This window comes from Sphingomonas sp. BK580 (genome assembly GCF_014194975.1).
Taxonomy (GTDB): Bacteria; Pseudomonadota; Alphaproteobacteria; order Sphingomonadales; family Sphingomonadaceae; genus Sphingomonas.
The window spans coordinates 31,220-48,567 of the sequence record NZ_JACIAY010000015.1 but is presented as its reverse complement, the minus strand read 5'-3'; the positions used below and the strand labels follow the sequence as shown (position 1 = coordinate 48,567).

The 17,348-nt window shown below is 71.2% G+C and carries 14 protein-coding genes; 5 read left to right on the top strand and 9 right to left on the bottom strand.

Translation table 11 applies throughout. The annotated features are described in order from the left end of the window. The first annotated feature begins 18 nt into the window (after positions 1 to 18). Positions 19 to 1,677: a M28 family peptidase gene (locus tag FHY05_RS20025; RefSeq protein ID WP_183946204.1), complete on the top strand. Its 1,659-nt coding sequence runs from the start codon at positions 19 to 21 to the stop codon at positions 1,675 to 1,677. A gap of 157 nt (positions 1,678 to 1,834) precedes the next feature. On the opposite strand, the gene FHY05_RS20020 is transcribed toward FHY05_RS20025, so the two are convergent. Beyond that, on the bottom strand, positions 1,835 to 2,938 hold the full coding sequence (locus FHY05_RS20020) for an ATP phosphoribosyltransferase regulatory subunit (RefSeq protein ID WP_183946203.1): 1,104 nt from the start codon (positions 2,936 to 2,938) through the stop codon (positions 1,835 to 1,837). 240 nt (positions 2,939 to 3,178) lie between these two features. On the opposite strand from FHY05_RS20020, the gene uvsE reads away from it, so the two are divergent. Next, the gene (gene uvsE / locus FHY05_RS20015; protein ID WP_183946202.1) at positions 3,179 to 4,324 is read left to right on the top strand and encodes a UV DNA damage repair endonuclease UvsE; all 1,146 of its coding nucleotides are present in this window, start codon (positions 3,179 to 3,181) and stop codon (positions 4,322 to 4,324) included. A 105-nt stretch (positions 4,325 to 4,429) separates the two neighbouring features. Here uvsE and FHY05_RS20010 read toward each other — a convergent pair whose 3' ends face one another. From FHY05_RS20010 to FHY05_RS20000, 3 genes are all read right to left on the bottom strand, one after another. Further along, positions 4,430 to 5,200, bottom strand: coding sequence for a class II aldolase/adducin family protein (locus tag FHY05_RS20010; RefSeq protein WP_183946201.1), 771 nt, complete (start codon positions 5,198 to 5,200; stop codon positions 4,430 to 4,432). A 280-nt stretch (positions 5,201 to 5,480) separates the two neighbouring features. Beyond that, the gene (locus FHY05_RS20005; protein ID WP_183946200.1) at positions 5,481 to 6,311 is read right to left on the bottom strand and encodes a ferredoxin--NADP reductase; all 831 of its coding nucleotides are present in this window, start codon (positions 6,309 to 6,311) and stop codon (positions 5,481 to 5,483) included. A 99-nt stretch (positions 6,312 to 6,410) separates the two neighbouring features. Continuing rightward, on the bottom strand, positions 6,411 to 6,848 hold the full coding sequence (locus FHY05_RS20000) for a hypothetical protein (protein ID WP_183946199.1): 438 nt from the start codon (positions 6,846 to 6,848) through the stop codon (positions 6,411 to 6,413). Between the two features lie 263 nt (positions 6,849 to 7,111). Between FHY05_RS20000 and uvrB the strand changes: the two genes are divergently transcribed. After that, the gene (gene uvrB / locus FHY05_RS19995) at positions 7,112 to 9,295 is read left to right on the top strand and encodes an excinuclease ABC subunit UvrB (protein ID WP_183946198.1); all 2,184 of its coding nucleotides are present in this window, start codon (positions 7,112 to 7,114) and stop codon (positions 9,293 to 9,295) included. 156 nt (positions 9,296 to 9,451) lie between these two features. Here the strand turns inward: uvrB and FHY05_RS19990 are convergent, their stop codons facing one another. Both FHY05_RS19990 and argS read right to left on the bottom strand, forming a co-directional pair. Continuing rightward, positions 9,452 to 10,180, bottom strand: coding sequence for an SPOR domain-containing protein (locus FHY05_RS19990; protein ID WP_183946197.1), 729 nt, complete (start codon positions 10,178 to 10,180; stop codon positions 9,452 to 9,454). Next, positions 10,180 to 11,907: an arginine--tRNA ligase gene (gene argS / locus FHY05_RS19985; RefSeq protein WP_183946196.1), complete on the bottom strand. Its 1,728-nt coding sequence runs from the start codon at positions 11,905 to 11,907 to the stop codon at positions 10,180 to 10,182. The genes FHY05_RS19990 and argS overlap by 1 nt, the downstream gene beginning before the upstream one ends. A gap of 178 nt (positions 11,908 to 12,085) precedes the next feature. On the opposite strand from argS, the gene FHY05_RS19980 reads away from it, so the two are divergent. Continuing rightward, on the top strand, positions 12,086 to 12,373 hold the full coding sequence (locus FHY05_RS19980) for a hypothetical protein (protein WP_183946195.1): 288 nt from the start codon (positions 12,086 to 12,088) through the stop codon (positions 12,371 to 12,373). Between the two features lie 95 nt (positions 12,374 to 12,468). On the opposite strand, the gene FHY05_RS19975 is transcribed toward FHY05_RS19980, so the two are convergent. The 3 genes from FHY05_RS19975 to FHY05_RS19965 all read right to left on the bottom strand — a co-directional run bounded on the left by FHY05_RS19975 (position 12,469) and on the right by FHY05_RS19965 (position 16,372). Beyond that, positions 12,469 to 13,416, bottom strand: a complete 948-nt coding sequence (locus FHY05_RS19975; protein ID WP_183946194.1) for a cation diffusion facilitator family transporter — start codon at positions 13,414 to 13,416, stop codon at positions 12,469 to 12,471. 238 nt (positions 13,417 to 13,654) lie between these two features. After that, a complete protein-coding gene (gene recN, locus FHY05_RS19970) occupies positions 13,655 to 15,310 on the bottom strand; it encodes a DNA repair protein RecN (protein WP_183946193.1) in 1,656 nt (551 codons plus the stop codon). Positions 15,311 to 15,373: 63 nt separating this feature from the next. Continuing rightward, positions 15,374 to 16,372, bottom strand: coding sequence for an outer membrane protein assembly factor BamD (locus FHY05_RS19965; protein ID WP_183946192.1), 999 nt, complete (start codon positions 16,370 to 16,372; stop codon positions 15,374 to 15,376). 116 nt (positions 16,373 to 16,488) lie between these two features. Here FHY05_RS19965 and FHY05_RS19960 point away from each other — a divergent pair, with 116 nt between their 5' ends. Further along, positions 16,489 to 17,313, top strand: a complete 825-nt coding sequence (locus FHY05_RS19960; RefSeq protein WP_183946191.1) for a class I mannose-6-phosphate isomerase — start codon at positions 16,489 to 16,491, stop codon at positions 17,311 to 17,313. Positions 17,314 to 17,348 lie beyond the last annotated feature (35 nt).

The following is a 17,348-nucleotide window of genomic DNA, read 5'->3' as shown; positions in this document are numbered from 1 at the left end:
AATTGCCGAAGGTCGCCGATGTACCGTCGTATCGTCACCCCGCTGCTGCTCGCCTGCGCCACCGTCGCCACCGCCCAGGCCCCCGCCCCGACGCCGGCCGCGCGCAATGCCGCGCTCACCGCCCCGCTGCCCGCCGATCAGGCAGCGATGAAGGCGCACGTGATGTTCCTCGCCGCGGACGCGATGCGCGGGCGCGAGGCGGGCAGCGGCGAGTATGACATCGCCGCGCAATACGTCGCGTCGCAGTTCTACGCCGCCGGTCTCAGGCCGATGGGAGACGAGGGCGGCTATCTCCAGAAGGTGCCGCTGACCGCCTACAAGATCGCGGACCAGGGCGCGTTCAGCTGGGCGCCGGCGGTTGGCGCGCCGCACGCGTTCACGTTCGGCACCGATTACGTGCCCGCCGCCAACCCCGCCGCCAAGACGACGCGCGTGTCCGCACCCGTGGTCTATGTCGGCTACGGCCTGTCAGCGAGCGCCTATGGCATCGACGATTATGCCGGCGCCGACGTGCGCGGCAAGATCGTCGCTTACGTTGGCGGGGTGCCGGCGGGGCTGCCGAGCGAGGTCGCGGCGACGCTGAGCGGCGCGCCCGCGCGGCTCGCCGCCGCCGCGGCGCACGGCGCCGTCGGAGCGGTCGCGATCGCCGATCTGCGCTCGCCGGGGCGCGGCGCGCCAGGGTTCGACACGGTCAAGAAGGGCTATGATTCGGAGAAGGTGACCTGGGCGCTGCCCGACGGTGCCGGCAGCACCGCGACGCCCTCGGTCCCGCTGCTCGGCACGCTCTCCACCGCGGGCGCGGCCAAGCTCTTCGGGCGCGACTGGGCGACGATGGCGCGGGCCGCGAAGAAGAAGGTGCTGCGCACCCGCCCGGTCACGGCCGCCGGCACGCTCACCGTGCAGAGCGCGACCGGCTTCCGCGCGCTGCCCAGCAGCAACGTCATCGGCATGATCCCCGGCACCGACCCGAGCGTCGGGCGCGAGACGGTGGTGCTCTCCGCCCACCTCGATCACGTCGGCGTCGGCAAGGCGGTAAAGGGCGACACGATCTACAACGGCGCACTCGACGACGCGGTCGGCATCGCCAGCCTGATCGAGGCGGCCAACCGCTTCAAGCAGGCGCCGCCGCCGAAGCGGTCGGTGCTGTTCCTCGCCGTCACCGCCGAGGAAAAGGGGCTGGTCGGCAGCGACTATTTTACCAACCACCCGACCGTGCCGATCACCGACATCGTCGCCGACGTGAACCTCGACATGCCGATCCTCACCTACAGGTTCGAGGACATGGTGGCGTTCGGCGGCGACCGGTCGTCGCTCGGGCCGATCATCGCGCGCGCGGTCGGCGCGATCGGCGTCGGGCTCTCGCCCGATCCGATGCCGGAGGAGGCGATCTTCGTCCGCTCGGACCATTTCCGCTTCGTGCAGAAGGGCGTGCCCTCGGTCTTCCTGTGGCCGGGACAGAAGGGGCCGGGCAAGGCCGCGGTCGCCGACTTCATGGGCAATTGCTACCACAAGCCGTGCGACGATCTGTCCCAGCCGATCCTGTGGGACCAGGGTGTCCGCTTCGTCGATGCCAACTACCGCATCGCGCGCGAGATCGCGGACGCTGCCGACCGGCCGCGCTGGAACAAGGGCGATTATTTCGGCCTGTTGTTCAAGGGCCCGATGGCGGCGCAGTGAGGCGCCGTCGCGGGGCCGGCGCGCTCAGATCCCGATCCATCGACTCCGAAGCGTGCTCCGGCGCACGCTGGAGCCGAGAGCCACCAACGCCGCCGCCCGCCGCTCTGGGCTCCTGCGTCCGCAGGAGCGCGGTGACCGCAGCCAGGTGGATCACGCTCTAGTCGAGCGGCCGGGCCTCACCCTCGGCGTAGAGGTGGGTACAGACCTGCGCCTCGGGTGTGTCGCCCGGCTCGAGCGCCGCGACAGTGACCCAACCCTGCGCGCGCATCGCCGCGCCGTCCGCCGATGCCGTACCGTACGGCAGGAACAGCCGGCGGCGCTCGCCTGCGGGCTGGTCGCCGATCAACCGGTCGGCGAACAGGGAGAAACCGGTCGCTGCTTCCTCCGCGCCGCCCTCATGCACGACGGTATAGGTGCCGCCGCGGCCGACCTCCGCCGGCGACGTGCCCGCGAACAGGGAGAAGCCGAGCCAGCTCTGATATTCGAAGCCGTGGCGCTCGGTCGGGTCGAGCGTCAGCACCGCGCGCCCGTCCACCGCGCGCGCGATCGCGGCGAGCGCGTCGAGCCTCGATCCCAGCGCGCCGTCGCGGTCGAATGCGCGCAGCCGTGCCAGCGCCTGATCGAACGGCCCCGCCGCGGCGACCAGCGGCAGGTAACCGGGCGCCAGCTCGGCGACCGCGCCCGCGTCTTTGGCGTCGAGCCGCTGGCGCAGCGCGTCGAGCTTCTCGGGCGCGACCGGCAGCGCACCCGCCGCGAGCGTGTCGACCAGATCCGGCAAGGTGAAGTCGATCGAGGGGCGCGCGACGCCCGCGGCCACCACGGCCTCGATCGCGACGGTCACCACCTCCTGCGCCGCCGCGACGGTGTCGAGCCCGAACAGCTCGGCGCCGATCTGCCGCGTCTCGCGCGCGGGGGCGAGCTGGCTGGCGCGCAGCTTGAGCACCGCGCCCGCGTAGCTCAGCCGCACCGGGCGCGGATGGTGGCCCATCCGCGTCGCCGCGATCCGCGCCACCTGCGCGGTGAGGTCCGGCCGGATCGCGAGGGTCCGCTGCGACACCGGGTCGACGAAGCGCACCGCGTCCTGCAGCGCGCCCGCCTTGAGCCGCGACCCCAGCCCCTCGGCGAACTCGGCGAGCGGCGGGTCGACCCGCTCATAGCCGTGCGCGTGGATCGCGCCGAGCACGCGCGCCTCCAGCGCCGCGGCGGCGTCGGCGACGGGCGGCAGGCGGTCGCGCAGCCCCTCGGGCAGCAGCGCGGTCACGCGCGACGCTCCCGCTCGTCCGCCACGAGGAGGCAGGGGTGAGGCGTCATCGTCATCGTCCCGTTCGCGTTGCGGCGGCGCACCCGATGGCCGCGCGCCTCGAGCCCTGCTGTCCGCCGGTCGCCGCCCGATTGGTCGCTGCGCGCGCCGCCGTCAACCTCGCCGGCATACGGCCAGCCGTGAGCGGCAAGTGATTGTGAAGGCGCGGCACCCGCGCGCGCCCCGCCGCGTTACCCTGCCATGCCCACGCCCCCCGATCACCCGCTCCGCCTCGGTTTCCCGGTCAAGGTGATGGGCAAGCCCGGCCTGAAGAGCGGCGACACGCGCCGCTGGCAGGCCAATCCGCATCTGAGATGCTCGCTCGAGCAGGTCGACAAGGTGCTCGACTACCTCGCCAGTGAGCGGCTCGACATGTACCGGCTCTCGTCCGACCTGGCGCCCTACGCCACGCATCCGGACATGCCGCAGTTCCACGACATGGTGCGCGAGAGCGACGCCGAGCTCGCCGCTTTCGGTGCCAAGGCGCGCGGGCTCGGCATCCGCCTGTCGTTCCATCCGTCGCAATATGTCCTGCTCAACAGCCCCGACGACGCGCTCACCGCCAAGTCGATCTGGGACCTGTCGTCGCAGGCCGAGATGCTCGACCGCATGGGGCTGGACGAGGAAGCGGTGATGGTGACGCACGTCGGGGGCGTCTACGACGATCATGACGCCAGCCGCGAGCGCTGGCTGCGCGGCTGGGAGCGCTGTCCGGAGCACGTGCGCCGGCGGCTGGTGCTCGAGAACGACGACCTGCGCTTCTCCGCCGCCGACGCTCTGTGGATCAACGAGCGCTGCGGCGTGCGGCTGATCTTCGACTACCAGCATTTCTGGTGTCTCAATCCCGAGGGGCTGGACATGCGCGAGACGCTGGAGCGCTTCCTGGCGACCTGGCCGACCGGCGTGCGCCCCAAGATCCACTTCTCCTCGCCGCGCACCGAGATGCGCGAGGTGAAGCAGAAGATCACCGCCAAGCAGCGCGCCAGCGGCAAGACGGTGCGCAAGGGCGAGTTGGTCAAGGCGCCGGTCAAGGCCGGCGCGCGCGTGAAGACGGTGCTGCGCCCACCGGTGTGGACCGGGCACGCCGACTTCACCAACCCGTTCGAGTTCGCCACCTTCATGCGCATGGCCGAGGGGCTGGTCTTCGACGTGATGATGGAAGGCAAGGCCAAGGACGTCAGCCTGCTCAAGCTGCGCCCCGACCTGCTGCGCTACGCCCCCGACGTGGCGGCGCGCTTCGGCATCACCGCGGCCGACGCCGACGCGCTCGCCGCCGACGAGGCCGCGCTGGAGAGCGGCGGCGCGGCGGCGGACGAGGCGCCCGACGTGGACGAGGGCGAGGTGTGACTCCTCCTCGTTTCCCGGCGAAGGCCGCGGCCCCGTCGGGGGAGGTTCGTGAGACTCACCTCCGCCTGCCCAGCTAGACCCCGGCCGTCGCCGGGGAACTGAAGGTCAATCCCGGTATCCCGGACTCGCCCGATCGAGCTTGCGCAGCAGCGCGGGCCAGGCGAGCGCCTGCGCCACCATGCCCATCCCCGCCGGGCTAGCCTGATGCGCGACCTTCTCCTCGACCCCGTCGGGCGGCGGGTTGAGCCCGTCGCGCCCCGCCGCGAGCATGTGCACCTGCGCCTGGCACGCGCGCTCGAGGAAGTAGAGCCGCAGGAAACAGGCCGCGACCGAGCTGCCGACCGCCAGCGTACCATGGTTGCGCAGGATCATCGCGTTCTTGGCACCGAGGTCCGCGACCAGCCGCTCGCGCTCGGCGAGGTCGGTCGCGATGCCCTCATAGTCGTGATAGGCGACGTCGTGGCTGGCGATCATCGCGGTCTGGGTGTGCGGCAGCAGCCCGCACGCCATCGCCGACACCGCCTGGCCGTGCGGCGTGTGCAGGTGCATCACCGCGCGCGCATCGTCGCGCGCCATATGGATCGCGGAGTGGATGGTGAAGCCCGCCGGGTTGACCGGATGGTCGGAGCGGCCGACCGGCTGCCCGTCGACGTCGATCTTGACCAGCGCCGAGGCGGTGATCTCCTCGAACATCATGTCGTACGGGTTGATCAGGAAGTGATGCTCGGGCCCGGGCACGCGCGCTGACAGATGGGTGAAGATCAGGTCATCCCAGCCGTATAGCGCGACCAACCGATAAGCGGCGGCGAGATCGACGCGCGCCTCCCACTCGCCGGGCGCATAGGCCGCGGTGTCCACCGACGCGAGCGTCGCCATCGCCTCTCTCCTCCGTTTTCGCGCCAGCGTAGAGCAAGCGCGGCGGAGTCGCCAGCGGGCGGTGGCGAGCAGGCGAACGACCGGCAGTCCGACGGACCAGTTACCGCTGCTCTCTGCCGTCACCCCGGCGGCGATGGGGGTCCACTCGTTCGCGGGTCCACAGGCCGGCGGTGCGCGGAAACGGTGCATCCTGGGCCAAGGCTCTCCTGGCCTTGTCGCAGGGCTCAGGATGACGGAAGAACGGGGGGACCGCGAGGCGGAGAGCCGGCCCCCCGCCCACTCAGTCGACGAAGGCGCGCTCGATCACGAACTGGCCCGGGTTGGCGTTCGATCCCTCGACCAGCCCCCGGTGCTCGAGCATGCCCGCCACCTCGCGGATCATCGCGGTGGAGCCGCACAGCATTACCCGATCGTTCTCCGGGTCGAACTTGGCCTCGCCGCCCAGCCCGTCGAACAGGCGACCGTCCTCGATCAGCGCGGGGATGCGCGCCTGCACCGGGAAGTCCTCGCGAGTCACCGTCGGCAGGTAGCGGAACTGCGCCGCCGCCTGCTCCGACACCAGCGGATCCTCCGCCAGCCGCGCCTCGAGCATCTCGCGCCAGGCGAGATCGTCGACGCGGCGGACGCCGTGGACCACCACTATCTCGTCGAACCGCTCGTACACGTCGGGATCGCGCGCGACGCTGAGGAAGGGCGCCAGCCCCGTGCCGGTCGAGAGCAGGAACAGCCGCCTGCCGCCGAGCAACGCGTCGAGCACCAACGTACCGGTCGGCTTCTTGCCGAGATAGACCTGGTCGCCGGGCTCGATCTGCTGCAGCCGCCCGGTCAGCGGGCCGCCCGGCACCTTGATCGAGAGGAACTCCAGCTCCTCGGCCCAGGCCGGACTGGCGATCGAATAGGCGCGCATAATCGGCTTGGCGGCCTTGCCGTCCTCTCCCTCGACGCCGGGCAGGCCGATCATCACGAACTCGCCCGAGCGGAAGCGGAACGAGGCGGGACGCTCGACCGCGAAGCTGAACAGATGCTCGTTCCAGTGACGCACCCAGGTGACCGCCACGCTGTGAAACGCGGTGGAGTCGGGAATGAGCACTGGCGCGCGGAGGTCGGTCATCGGCGATCCGGTCTGAGAACGGGGAATGTCGGGCGAATGGGGCGCATTATGGCGCGGGGCGCGCAGGGTCAACCATAGGTCGGCTTGGGGTGCGCGGGGTCAGGCTTGTCTCGGCACGCCGTCGCGCTGCGCCAGCGGCGCCTGGAGGAAGCGCAATGCTACCCACTCGATCGCGGTGACGGTGCGCGCGAGCGCGGGTTCGGTGACGAGCGTCGCCGCGATCCGCCGCGCCGCGCCGCGCTCGCCGCGCATCGCCGACTCGATCAGCGCGAGCAGCACCGCCTCGTCGTCGCTCACCGTGCGCGCGGTCGCGGCACCGAAGCGGAGCCAGCGCTTCCCCTCACGGTCGAAGGCCCCCATCGCCGCGGCGAAATCGGGCAGCGCGGCGCTCACCCCGCGCCAGGCGAACGCCGGGGCGAGCGCGCGGCAGGCGCAGCGGCCGCTGCGCGTTGCCATCGTCCAGTGGCGCATCGCGCTGACGAGGAAATGGAGATGCTCGTCGAGCTGATCGAGCGGCCGGTCGAGGAAGCGGTACATCGTCACCTCACGAGATTGCGACTGCCTCGCAGTAGCGTGGCAACGGTCCGTGAGCAAGAGGGCAGGAAGATCGTCCCGGCACGGGAAAGGGAACCGCATGCGGGAGCGAGTGGCCGAGGGACGGGTCCGCATCCGAGCCGCCCGCCGGGGCGAGCCCCCTTCCACACCGCCCCGCGTCCGGGGGTTCCCTCCCGCCAGCGGCGAGCATCTTCCCCCGCCCCCACACCCTTCCCCCCGCCCCATCCCGCGCCCATATCAGCGGGATGGCGATCCAGATCCGCACGTCCCTTGCCGAGCCGGAGACCGGCACCGATTTCGTCCCGCACCGTCCCAACCGCCCGCAGAAGGTCGAGGGCGGCCGCCCGTTCAAGCTCGTCAGCGAGTATCAGCCCTCCGGCGACCAGCCGACCGCGATCCGCGAGCTGGTCGACGCCGCCAAGGCAGGCGAGCGCGACCAGGTGCTGCTCGGCGTCACCGGCTCGGGCAAGACCTTTACCATGGCCAAGGTCATCGAGGAGATGCAGCGCCCCGCGCTGATCCTCGCCCCCAACAAGATCCTCGCCGCACAGCTCTACGGCGAGTTCAAGAGCTTCTTCCCCGACAACGCGGTCGAGTATTTCGTCAGCTACTACGATTATTATCAGCCCGAGGCCTATGTCCCGCGCTCCGACACGTACATCGAGAAAGAGAGCTCGGTGAACGAGTCGATTGACCGGATGCGCCACTCGGCCACGCGCTCCCTGCTCGAGCGCGACGACGTCATCATCGTCGCCTCGGTCTCGTGCCTCTACGGCATCGGCTCGGTCGAGACCTATTCGGCGATGATCTTCGACCTGAAGAAAGGCCAGAGCGTCGACCAGCGCGAGATCGTGCGCAAGCTGGTCGCGCTGCAGTACAAGCGCAACGACGCCGCCTTCCAGCGCGGCAACTTTCGCGTGAAGGGCGACACGCTCGAGATCTTCCCGTCGCACTATGAGGACAGCGCCTGGCGCGTGTCCTTCTTCGGCGACGAGATCGAGGAGATCGTCGAGTTCGACCCGCTCACCGGCAAGAAGAGCGCGTCGCTCAACACGGTGCGGATCTACGCCAACTCGCACTATGTCACCCCTGGCCCGACGATGAAGCAGGCGGCGGAGGCGATCCGCCATGAGCTCAGCGAGCGGTTGAAGGAGCTGGAGATCGAGGGCAAGCTGCTGGAGCGCCAGCGGCTGGAGCAGCGCACCAACTTCGACCTGGAGATGATCGCGGCGACGGGCAGCTGCAACGGCATCGAGAATTACAGCCGCTTCCTCACCGGCCGCCTACCCGGCGAGCCGCCGCCCACTTTGTTCGAGTATCTGCCCGAGAATGCGCTGCTCTTCGTCGACGAGAGCCATCAGACGATCGGCCAGATCAACGGCATGTCGCGCGGCGACCACCGGCGCAAGATCACGCTCGCCGAATACGGCTTCCGCCTGCCCTCGGCGATCGACAACCGCCCGCTCCGCTTCAACGAGTGGGACGCGATGCGCCCGCAGACGGTGTGCGTCTCGGCGACGCCGGGCAGCTGGGAGATGGAACAGTCCAGCGGCGTCTTCGCCGAGCAGGTGATCCGCCCGACGGGGCTGATCGACCCGCCGGTCGAGATCAGGCCGGTCGAGGAGCAGGTGCAGGACCTTATCCAGGAGTGCCGGGCCACGACGGAGAAAGGCTATCGCACGCTCGTCACCACGCTGACCAAGCGGATGGCCGAGGACCTCACCGAGTACATGCACGAGGCGGGGATCAAGGTCCGCTACATGCACTCCGACGTCGAGACGCTGGAGCGCATCGAGCTGATCCGCGACCTGCGGCTGGGCGTGTACGACGTGCTCATCGGCATCAACCTGTTGCGCGAGGGGCTCGACATTCCCGAGTGCGGGCTGGTCGCGATCCTCGACGCCGACAAGGAGGGGTTCCTGCGCTCCGAGACGTCGCTGATCCAGACGATCGGTCGCGCCGCGCGCAACGTCGACGGGCGCGTGATCCTCTACGCCGACCGGATCACCGGCAGCATGGAGCGCGCGATGAACGAGACCGCGCGCCGCCGCGAGAAGCAGGAGGCGTACAATCGCGAGCACGGCATCACGCCGACGACGATCCGCCGCAATATCGGCGATATCATCGCCCACGTCGCCTCGAAGGACCAGGTCACCGTCGAGATCGACGACGAGCGGCCGCACATGGTCGGCCACAACCTGCGCGCCTACATCGAGGAGCTCGAGAAGAAGATGCGCAAGGCCGCCTCGGACCTCGAGTTCGAGGAGGCCGGCCGACTGCGCGACGAGATCCGCCAGCTCGAGCAGGAGGAGCTGGGGCTGCCGGTCGAGCAGCAGAAGGCGCCGCTGATGGGCCGCTCGAACGAGGGCAAGCCGGGCACGCGCAAGACCCGCTTCGGCAAGACGCAGCGCAAGTTCGGGAAGAGGTGAGATTGTCTAAGCTCATCCCGCCAGGAACATCGTCATCCCGGCCTTGAGCCGGGATCCATGGTGCCGCGAACGGCCGCCGCCTTCGCGGAGATGTGGGTCCCCGCCAAAGGCCGCGATGACGGGGAGACTAGGCGCGAGACCGCCCTCGGCGCTCCCTCACCCCGTGACGAAACAGGCCTCGCCCGCCACCTTGAGCCGCCCGCACAGGTCCGCCGCCGCGCCCGCGCTACCGGCGTTGACCCGCAGCCGGTAAACGTTGCGCCCGTTCACCGTCGCCGGCTGGACCACCTTGCCCAGCGCGGCGACATAGCCGAACCGCTTGGCGATCGCGCTCCAGGCGACGTTCGCCGCGGCCTCGGTCGGGAAGGCGCCGAGCTGCACCAGCGCTCCGCCCGTCCCTGCTCCTGGCACGCGCGGCACCGGCGCGGCGACGGGGCGCGCGGCGCGCAGCGGCGCCGCGGCCTGCGGTACCGCCGCGCTCACCGAGGGCGCACCGCCGCCCGGCCTCGGCGTCGCGCTCGACACCGGACTCGGGCGCGCGATCGGCGCCTCGGGCACCGCCGAGAGATCGATCGCCGCCGCGCCGTTGCTGCCCGCGCTCGCGGCGATCGCGGAGTCGCCCTCGCCCTCCACCTTGAGCCCGCCGGGCTCCTCGGGACGGACCTTGTAATCGCCTGCGGGCGCCGCGATCAGCCCACCCTCGCCGCTCGCGCCGCGCTGATAGTGATACAGTCCGAACAGCACCGCGCCGAGCACCGCTAGTCCCAGCAGCACGAGCAGCACCACGCGGCCGACTGGCGCGCCCTCGGGCTCGTCCGGCTCGACCGTCTCGAGCCAGGGCAGCCGGTCCTCGTCGCCGCGCGCGAACGACCCAGACCTCGACATCAGTGCATCTCCGTGACCGCCTCCACGCCCATGATGGCGAGACCGTTGCGGATAATCTGGCCGATCGCGGCGGCCAAGGACAAGCGCGCGGCGGTGACCTGAGCGTCCTCCGGGACGAGGAAGCGACGCTCCGGCCGATCGTTGCCGACATTCCACAGCGCGTGGAACTCCGCCGCCAGATCATAGAGATAGAAGGCAATGCGGTGCGGCTCGCGCGCCGCGGCGGCGGTCTCGACCACGCGCGGGAACTGTGCCGCGCGCTTCACCAGCGCCAGCTCCTCCGTATCAAGCCGGGACAGGTCGGCCGCCTCGGCGCTGATCCCCGCCTCGGCCGCGCGGCGGTGGAGCGAGTGCACCCGCGCGTGCGCGTACTGCACGTAGAATACCGGGTTCTCCTTCGACGCCTCGACCACCTTGGCGAAGTCGAAGTCCATCTGCGCGTCGGAGCGGCGGGTGAGCATCGTGAAGCGCACCACGTCCTTGCCGACCTCGCGCACCACGTCGGCGAGCGTGACGAAATTGCCCGCGCGCTTCGACATCTTCACCGGCTCGCCGCCGCGCAGCAGCCGCACCATCTGCACCAGCTTGACGTCGAAGCGGGTCTTCCCCTCGGTCAGCGCCGCGACCGCGGCCTGGATGCGCTTGACGGTGCCGGCATGGTCCGCGCCCCAGATGTCGATCAGCTCGTCCGCGCCCTGCGCCTTCTGGAAGTGATAGGCGAGGTCGGCGCCGAAATAGGTCCAGCTGCCGTTCGACTTCTTGATCGGCCGGTCCTGATCGTCGCCGAAGCGGCTCGAGCGGAACAGCGGCAGCTCGACCGGCTCCCAGTCCTCGGGCGTCTCGCCCTTGGGTGCCTCGAGCACGCCGTCGTAAACGAGGTCGCGCGCGCGCAGCCACGCCTCGGCCGCCTCGGGCTTGCCCGCCGCCTGCAGCTCCGCCTCGGACGAGAACAGGTCGTGGTGGATGCCGAGCAGCGCCAAATCGTCGCGGATCAGCACCAGCATCGCCGCCACCGCGCGCGCGCGGAACAGCGCGAGCCACTCGCCTTCGGGCGCGGCGGCGTAACGGTCGCCGAACTCCTCGGCCAGCGCGCGCCCGACCGGGATGAGATAGTCGCCGGGGTACAGCCCCTCGGGCACCGTGCCCACATCCTCGCCGAGCGCCTCGCGGTAGCGCAGGTGCGCCGACCGCGCGAGCACGTCGACCTGCCCGCCAGCGTCGTTGACGTAATATTCGCGCACCACCTTGTGCCCGGCGAACTCGAGCAGGCTGGCCAGCGCGTCGCCGACCACCGCGCCGCGGCAGTGGCCCATGTGCATCGGACCGGTCGGGTTGGCCGAGACATACTCGATGTTGACCGTGACGCCGGCGCCGCCGGACGAGCGACCATAATCCGCCGCCGCCGCATGGATCGCCTCGATCTCGCCGCGCCACACGTCATCGCGCAGCCGCAGGTTGATGAAGCCGGGGCCGGCGACGCTCACTTCCGCCACATCGGTCAACGCGCGCAGCTCGCCCGCCAGCGCCTCGGCGAGCGCGCGCGGGTTGGTCGCGGCCGGCTTGGCGAGGACCATCGCGGCGTTGGTGGCGAGGTCGCCGTGGCTCGGATCACGCGGCGGCTCCACCGTGACGTTGCGGCGGTCGAGCCCGGCCGGCAGCGTGCCGGCGGCGGTGAGCGCGTCGAGCGCGGCGTCGAGGTGAGCGGCGAAGCGAGTGAAGAGCGTCATAGGGGCGGCGCCTTAGCCGATGCGCGGGGGTGACGCAAAAGGGCGCGCGGTAGGTCGGACCCGCAGGTGCAATCGCTGCAATCACGTTTGCGAATCACTCAGTTGCGCATGTTGCGGCGCACCATCCATGCTGCGACGCATCAATCGGGCACTCGCCCCCTCAGCTGGAGCAACGTTCATGCGCACCGCCACGATCCTCGCCGCTGCCGCCGCCGCGCTGACCGCCACCGCCGCGACCGCCGCCCCGGCCGAGCGCAGCTTCACCCGCGACGGTCACACCTATGTGTACACCACCAGCGCGCTCGACTCGCAGCGCACCGTGATCGAGGGCCGCGAGGTCGGGCGCGGCGGTCGCTTCCGCCTCGTCGTGAACGGCGATCGCGTGTCGGGCCAGGCGAACGGCGTGCCGGTCTCGTTCCGCGCCGCCCAGCCGCTGCCGACGAACGTCGCCGGCGCCGCCAACTGAGCGGCGGGCCGCTCGCCCTCGGGGCTGAGCGAGACCTCGAGCTGTCGACCTCGACAGCGGCGCGGCGCGCTCTTCGCTGAGCGCGCCGCGCCCGCTCACACCGTCCGTTCGTCCGCCAACCCGCACGGCGCCCCGGTCTCCACCTGCAGCGTCGCGTGCCCGATGCCGAAGCGCGCGTGCAGCATCTCCTGCGCGGACTGAAGGAAGCCGTCGCCCGGGTGGCCGCCCGGCATGCAGAGATGCGCGGTGAGGCTCGGCTCGGTCGTCGACATCGGCCAGATATGCAGGTCGTGGATCGCGGCCACCCCCGGAAGCCCGGCGAGCGCGCCGCTGACGCCGTCATAGTCGATCCCGCGCGGCACCGCCGCCAGCGCCATCTCCACCGTCTCGCGCAGCAGCCCCCAGGTCTGCCAGAAGATCACCGCGGCGATGACGAGGCTCACCGCCGGGTCGATCCAGCCGAAGCCCGTGAGATAGAGCGCGATCCCCGCGGCGACCACGCCCGCCGACACCACCGCGTCGGCGAGCATGTGGAGATAGGCGCCCCTGATGTTGACGTCGCCCTCGCGCCCGCGCGCGAACAGCCAGGCGGTGACCGCGTTCACGGCGATCCCCGCGCCCGCGACGAGCGAGACGGTCAGCCCCGGCACCGGCTGCGGTTCGCCGAACCGGTGCACCGCCTCCAGCGCGATCGCGCCGATCGCCACCAGCAGCAGCAGCGCGTTGGCGAGCGCGGCGAGGATGGTCGAACCCTTCAGCCCGTAGGTGAATCGCTTCGACGGTGCCGCCCGCGCCAGCGTCGCGCCTCCCCAGGCCACCGCGAGGCCGAGCACGTCGGAGAGATTGTGCCCCGCGTCGGCGAGCAGCGCCATCGATCCGAGGATCAGCCCGGCACCACCCTCGGCGACGACATAGGCGAGGTTGAGCCCGATCCCGATCGCGAACGCACGGTCCCAGCGCTCCGGCGGGGCGTGGTGATGGTGGCCGTGCGACTCGTGATCGTGGTGGTGATGCGCGTGCGCGTGATGGTGACCGTGGCCCATGCGGGTGCGTCTACCACCGCGAGGGCAGCGCGCGCCAGCGGCGCGGTGGGTCCCGGCGGAGCGACCCGACATGGTTAAGCGACCAGATCCTCCCCGCTCGCGCGGAGGAGGAACGCCGGCGAAGCCGGTGGTGGAGAAGGCTCCCCACCGTGCGCAGCGTTCGCGCCCCCTCCTCCACCCCCCGACTGCGTCCGCGGGTCCCCCTCCCCGCTCGCGCGGAGGATCTTTGCACTTGCCCTCACGCCGTCTCGAGCAGCCGCTCCGCCTGCGCGCGCGCCTCGTCGGTCACGGTCGCGCCCGACAGCATGCGCGCGATTTCCTCGCGGCGCTCGGCCGCGTCGAGCGGGCGCACGCCGGTGCGCGTCACCACACCGTCGCTCGACTTGGCGATCAGCCAATGAGTCGCGCCGCGCGCCGCCACCTGCGGGCTGTGCGTCACCACGAGCAGCTGGGTCGCTTGCGCCAACCGCGCCAACCGCTCACCGATCGCGCTCGCCACCGCACCGCCGACGCCGCGATCGATCTCGTCGAAGATCATCGTGGTCGCGCCGCCCTCCTGCGCCAACGCCACCTTGAGCGCGAGGATGAAGCGCGACAGCTCGCCGCCCGAGGCGATCTTGGCGAGCGCGGCGAAGGGTGCGCCCGGGTTCGTCGCGATCTCGAACTCGACGCGGTCGCGCCCCGCCGCCGACCAGTCGCTCTCCGCCAGCGGCGCGACCACGGTGCGGAAGCGCGCGGCGTCGAGCTTCAGCGGCGCCAGCTCGCCGGCCACCGCGGTATCGAGCCGGGTCGCCGCGGCGGTGCGCGTGGCGGTCAGCTCGGCCGCGGCACGCTCGTAGCGCGTGCGCGCCTCGGCTACCGCGCGCTCGAGGCCGGTCAGCCCTTCCTCGCCGGCGTTGAGGCGCTCGAGCTGCGCGGTCAGGTGGCCCGCCAGCGCGGCGAGCTCGTCGGGCTGGACGCGATGCTTGCGCGCCATCGCGCGAAGCTCGAACAGCCGCGCCTCGTCGTCCTCGAGCTGACGCGGGTCGTACAGCAGCGCCGCGGCGGCGTCGCGCAGCCGCTCCTCGGCCGCGCCGCCCTCGATCAGCGCGCGATCGACCGCCGCCAGCGCGTCGGCGAGCGCGGGATGGTCCTCCGCGATCCGCTCCAGCACGCGCGCGGCCTGGCGCAGATGGGTCAGCGCGCCGTCACCGCCGTCGAGATGATCGGTCACCGCGCCCAGATCGTCCGCGACCTTCTCGGCACGCTGCATCGCGCGGCGGCGCTCCGCCAGCGCCTCCTCCTCGCCCGGCTCGGGCGCGAGCGCGACGAGCTCGGCGACGGAATGTTCGAGCCACTCGCGGTCGCGCTGGGCCGCGGCGATGCCGTCGCGCGCCTCGTCCAGTGCGCGCTCGGCAGCGCGCCACGTCGCATGCGCCTCCGCCACCGCACGGGTGTTGCCGCGGGCGTACGCGTCGAGCAGCGCGCGGTGACCCGCCGCGGCGAGCAGCCCGCGATCGTCGTGCTGGCCGTGGATCTCGACCAGCAGCGCGCCGAGTTCGCGCAGCAGCGCCGCCGACGCGGGCTGGTCATTGACGAAAGCGCGGCTGCCGCCGTCCGCCCTCACGAGGCGGCGGATGATCAGCGGCTCGCCGGGGTCGAGGTCGAGCCCGTTGTCGGCGAGCAGCGCCGCCGCGGCGGGCGGCGCGTCGAAACTGGCGGTCACCACCGCCTGAGTCGCGCCGCTGCGGACCAGCCCGCTCTCGCCGCGACGGCCGAGCGCCAGCCCGAGCGCGTCGAGCAGGATCGACTTTCCCGCGCCGGTCTCGCCGGTCAGCACACCGAGGCCGGCGCCGAACTCCAGCTCGAGCGCCTCGATCAGCACGACGTCACGGATGGATAGCGCGGTCAGCATCGGCCTGCGCTCCTTAGCGGCGAATCGCGCGCCTGTTTACCCCTTCTGTTCCGCAGGCGGCGCTTATTGTGGCGCGCTGGGCGTCGTCGCGGGCGTGTCGGTGACCGCACCGGGGGCGGTGCTGCCCGAGGGATTGTCGCCGCCGGTGGTGGCAGGCGTCGTCGGCGCGGGCGCCTCGGCGCGGGGTGGCGCCGCGGTCGCCTCACCGGGCACGCCGGGCCGAGTCGCCACCGGCACGACCAGTTCGCCGGGAGCGAGCGGCGCGATCGGCTTCGCCGGATACTCCTGCATCAGCTTGTAGGCACGCTGGTACCACTCGCTGCCGGGATAATTGGCGCCGAGCACCGCGGCGGCCTTCTCCGCCTCGGGACGGACGCCGAGCGCGAGATAGGTCTCGGTCAGCCGCATCAGCGCCTCGGGCGCGTGGGTGGTGGTCTGATACTCGTCGACGACGCGGCGGAAGCGCAGCGTGGCGGACAGCCACTGCCGGCGTCGCTCGTAGAAGCGGCCGATCTCCATCTCCTTGCCGGCCAGATGGTCACGCACCAGGTCGATCTTGAGGCGGGCGTCGGCGGCGTAGCGCGTGTTGGGATAGCGCCGGGTCAGCTCGCCGAGCGCGTCCTGCGCCTGCGAGGTGATCTTCTGGTCGCGCGTGACGTCGTTGATCTGCTCGTAATAGCTCAGCGCGACGAGGTAGTAAGCGTAGGGCGCGTCGCGGTTGCCGGGGTGGACCGAGAGGAAGCGCTGCGCGCCCTGGATCGCCTGCGTATAGTCGCGGTTGAGATAGTAACTGAACGCGCCCATCAACTGCGCGCGCCGCGCCCAGACCGAATAGGGGTGCTGGCGCTCGACCTCGTCGAACAGCGCCGCCGCCTCCTTGTAGCGCCCCTGGTCGAGCCGCTGCTTGGCGGCCGAGTAGAGCGTGCCGACGTCGCGCGCGACATAGGGCAGATCGGCACGATTGGACTTGCCCGCGCAGCCGGCGACCGGAAGCGCAAGCGCGGCGACGAGCCCGAGCGCGAGCGGCCGGACGGAGGGGGAGCGGAAAAGGGGGGTACGCATCGACCCGGCTCTTAGCTTAAGGAGGTCGCGACGAACAACGGCTTTCACGCGGACGCAACGCGCCGCGCGCACGGCATGTTGTCGCCGTTCGATCCGCTCGCACCCAAGGAGTCCGCATGCCTGCCACCCTGCTCGCCACCAAGCGCGTCGAGAAGCCCTGGGGGCGGCATCACCTGTTTCCCGGCTTCCCCGATCCAGCACCCGATGCCGAGCCGATCGGTGAGATCTGGTTCCAGTCGCCGCACCCGGAACAGTCGGAGCTGCTGATCAAGTACCTGTTTACCAGCGAGAAATTGTCGGTGCAGAACCACCCGTCGGATGAGGAAGCGCACAAGCGCGGCCTCCCGCGCGGGAAGGACGAATGCTGGACCATCCTCGCCGCCGAGCCCGACTCGACGATCGCGCTCGGCCCGCTACAGCCGATCACGCGCGAGGAGCTGCGCACCAGCGCGGAGGACGGCAGCCTCGCGAACAAATTGTTCTGGAAGCCGGTTGCGGCGGGCGACTTCCTCTATTCCGAATCGGGCGTCATCCACGCCATCGGCGCGGGGCTGACGGTGATCGAGGTGCAGCAGAACTCCGACACGACCTACCGCCTGTTCGACTATGGCCGCCCGCGCGAGCTGCACCTGGACGATGGCGTCGCCGTCGCGCATCTCGAGCCGTACCGCCCCTACGTCTCGCCCGGCGAGGTCGCGCCCGGGCGCACCATCCTGGTCGAGGGGCCGAAGTTCGTGCTGGAGCGCTGGACCGGTGGCGCGCGCGAGATCGCGCTGCCGGAGGGCACGACCGGCTGGCTCGTCCCGATCCGCGGCGAGGGCGTGGTCGCTGGCGTCGAGTGGAAGGCGGGCGAGTGCGTCACCGTCACCGGCCACGAGCAGCTGCACGCGTCGAACGACGCCGATCTGCTGTTCGCCTATCCCGGGCAACGGCGGCTGTGATGCGCCGCACAGGTGCCGCTAACAGAAGCTAAGCA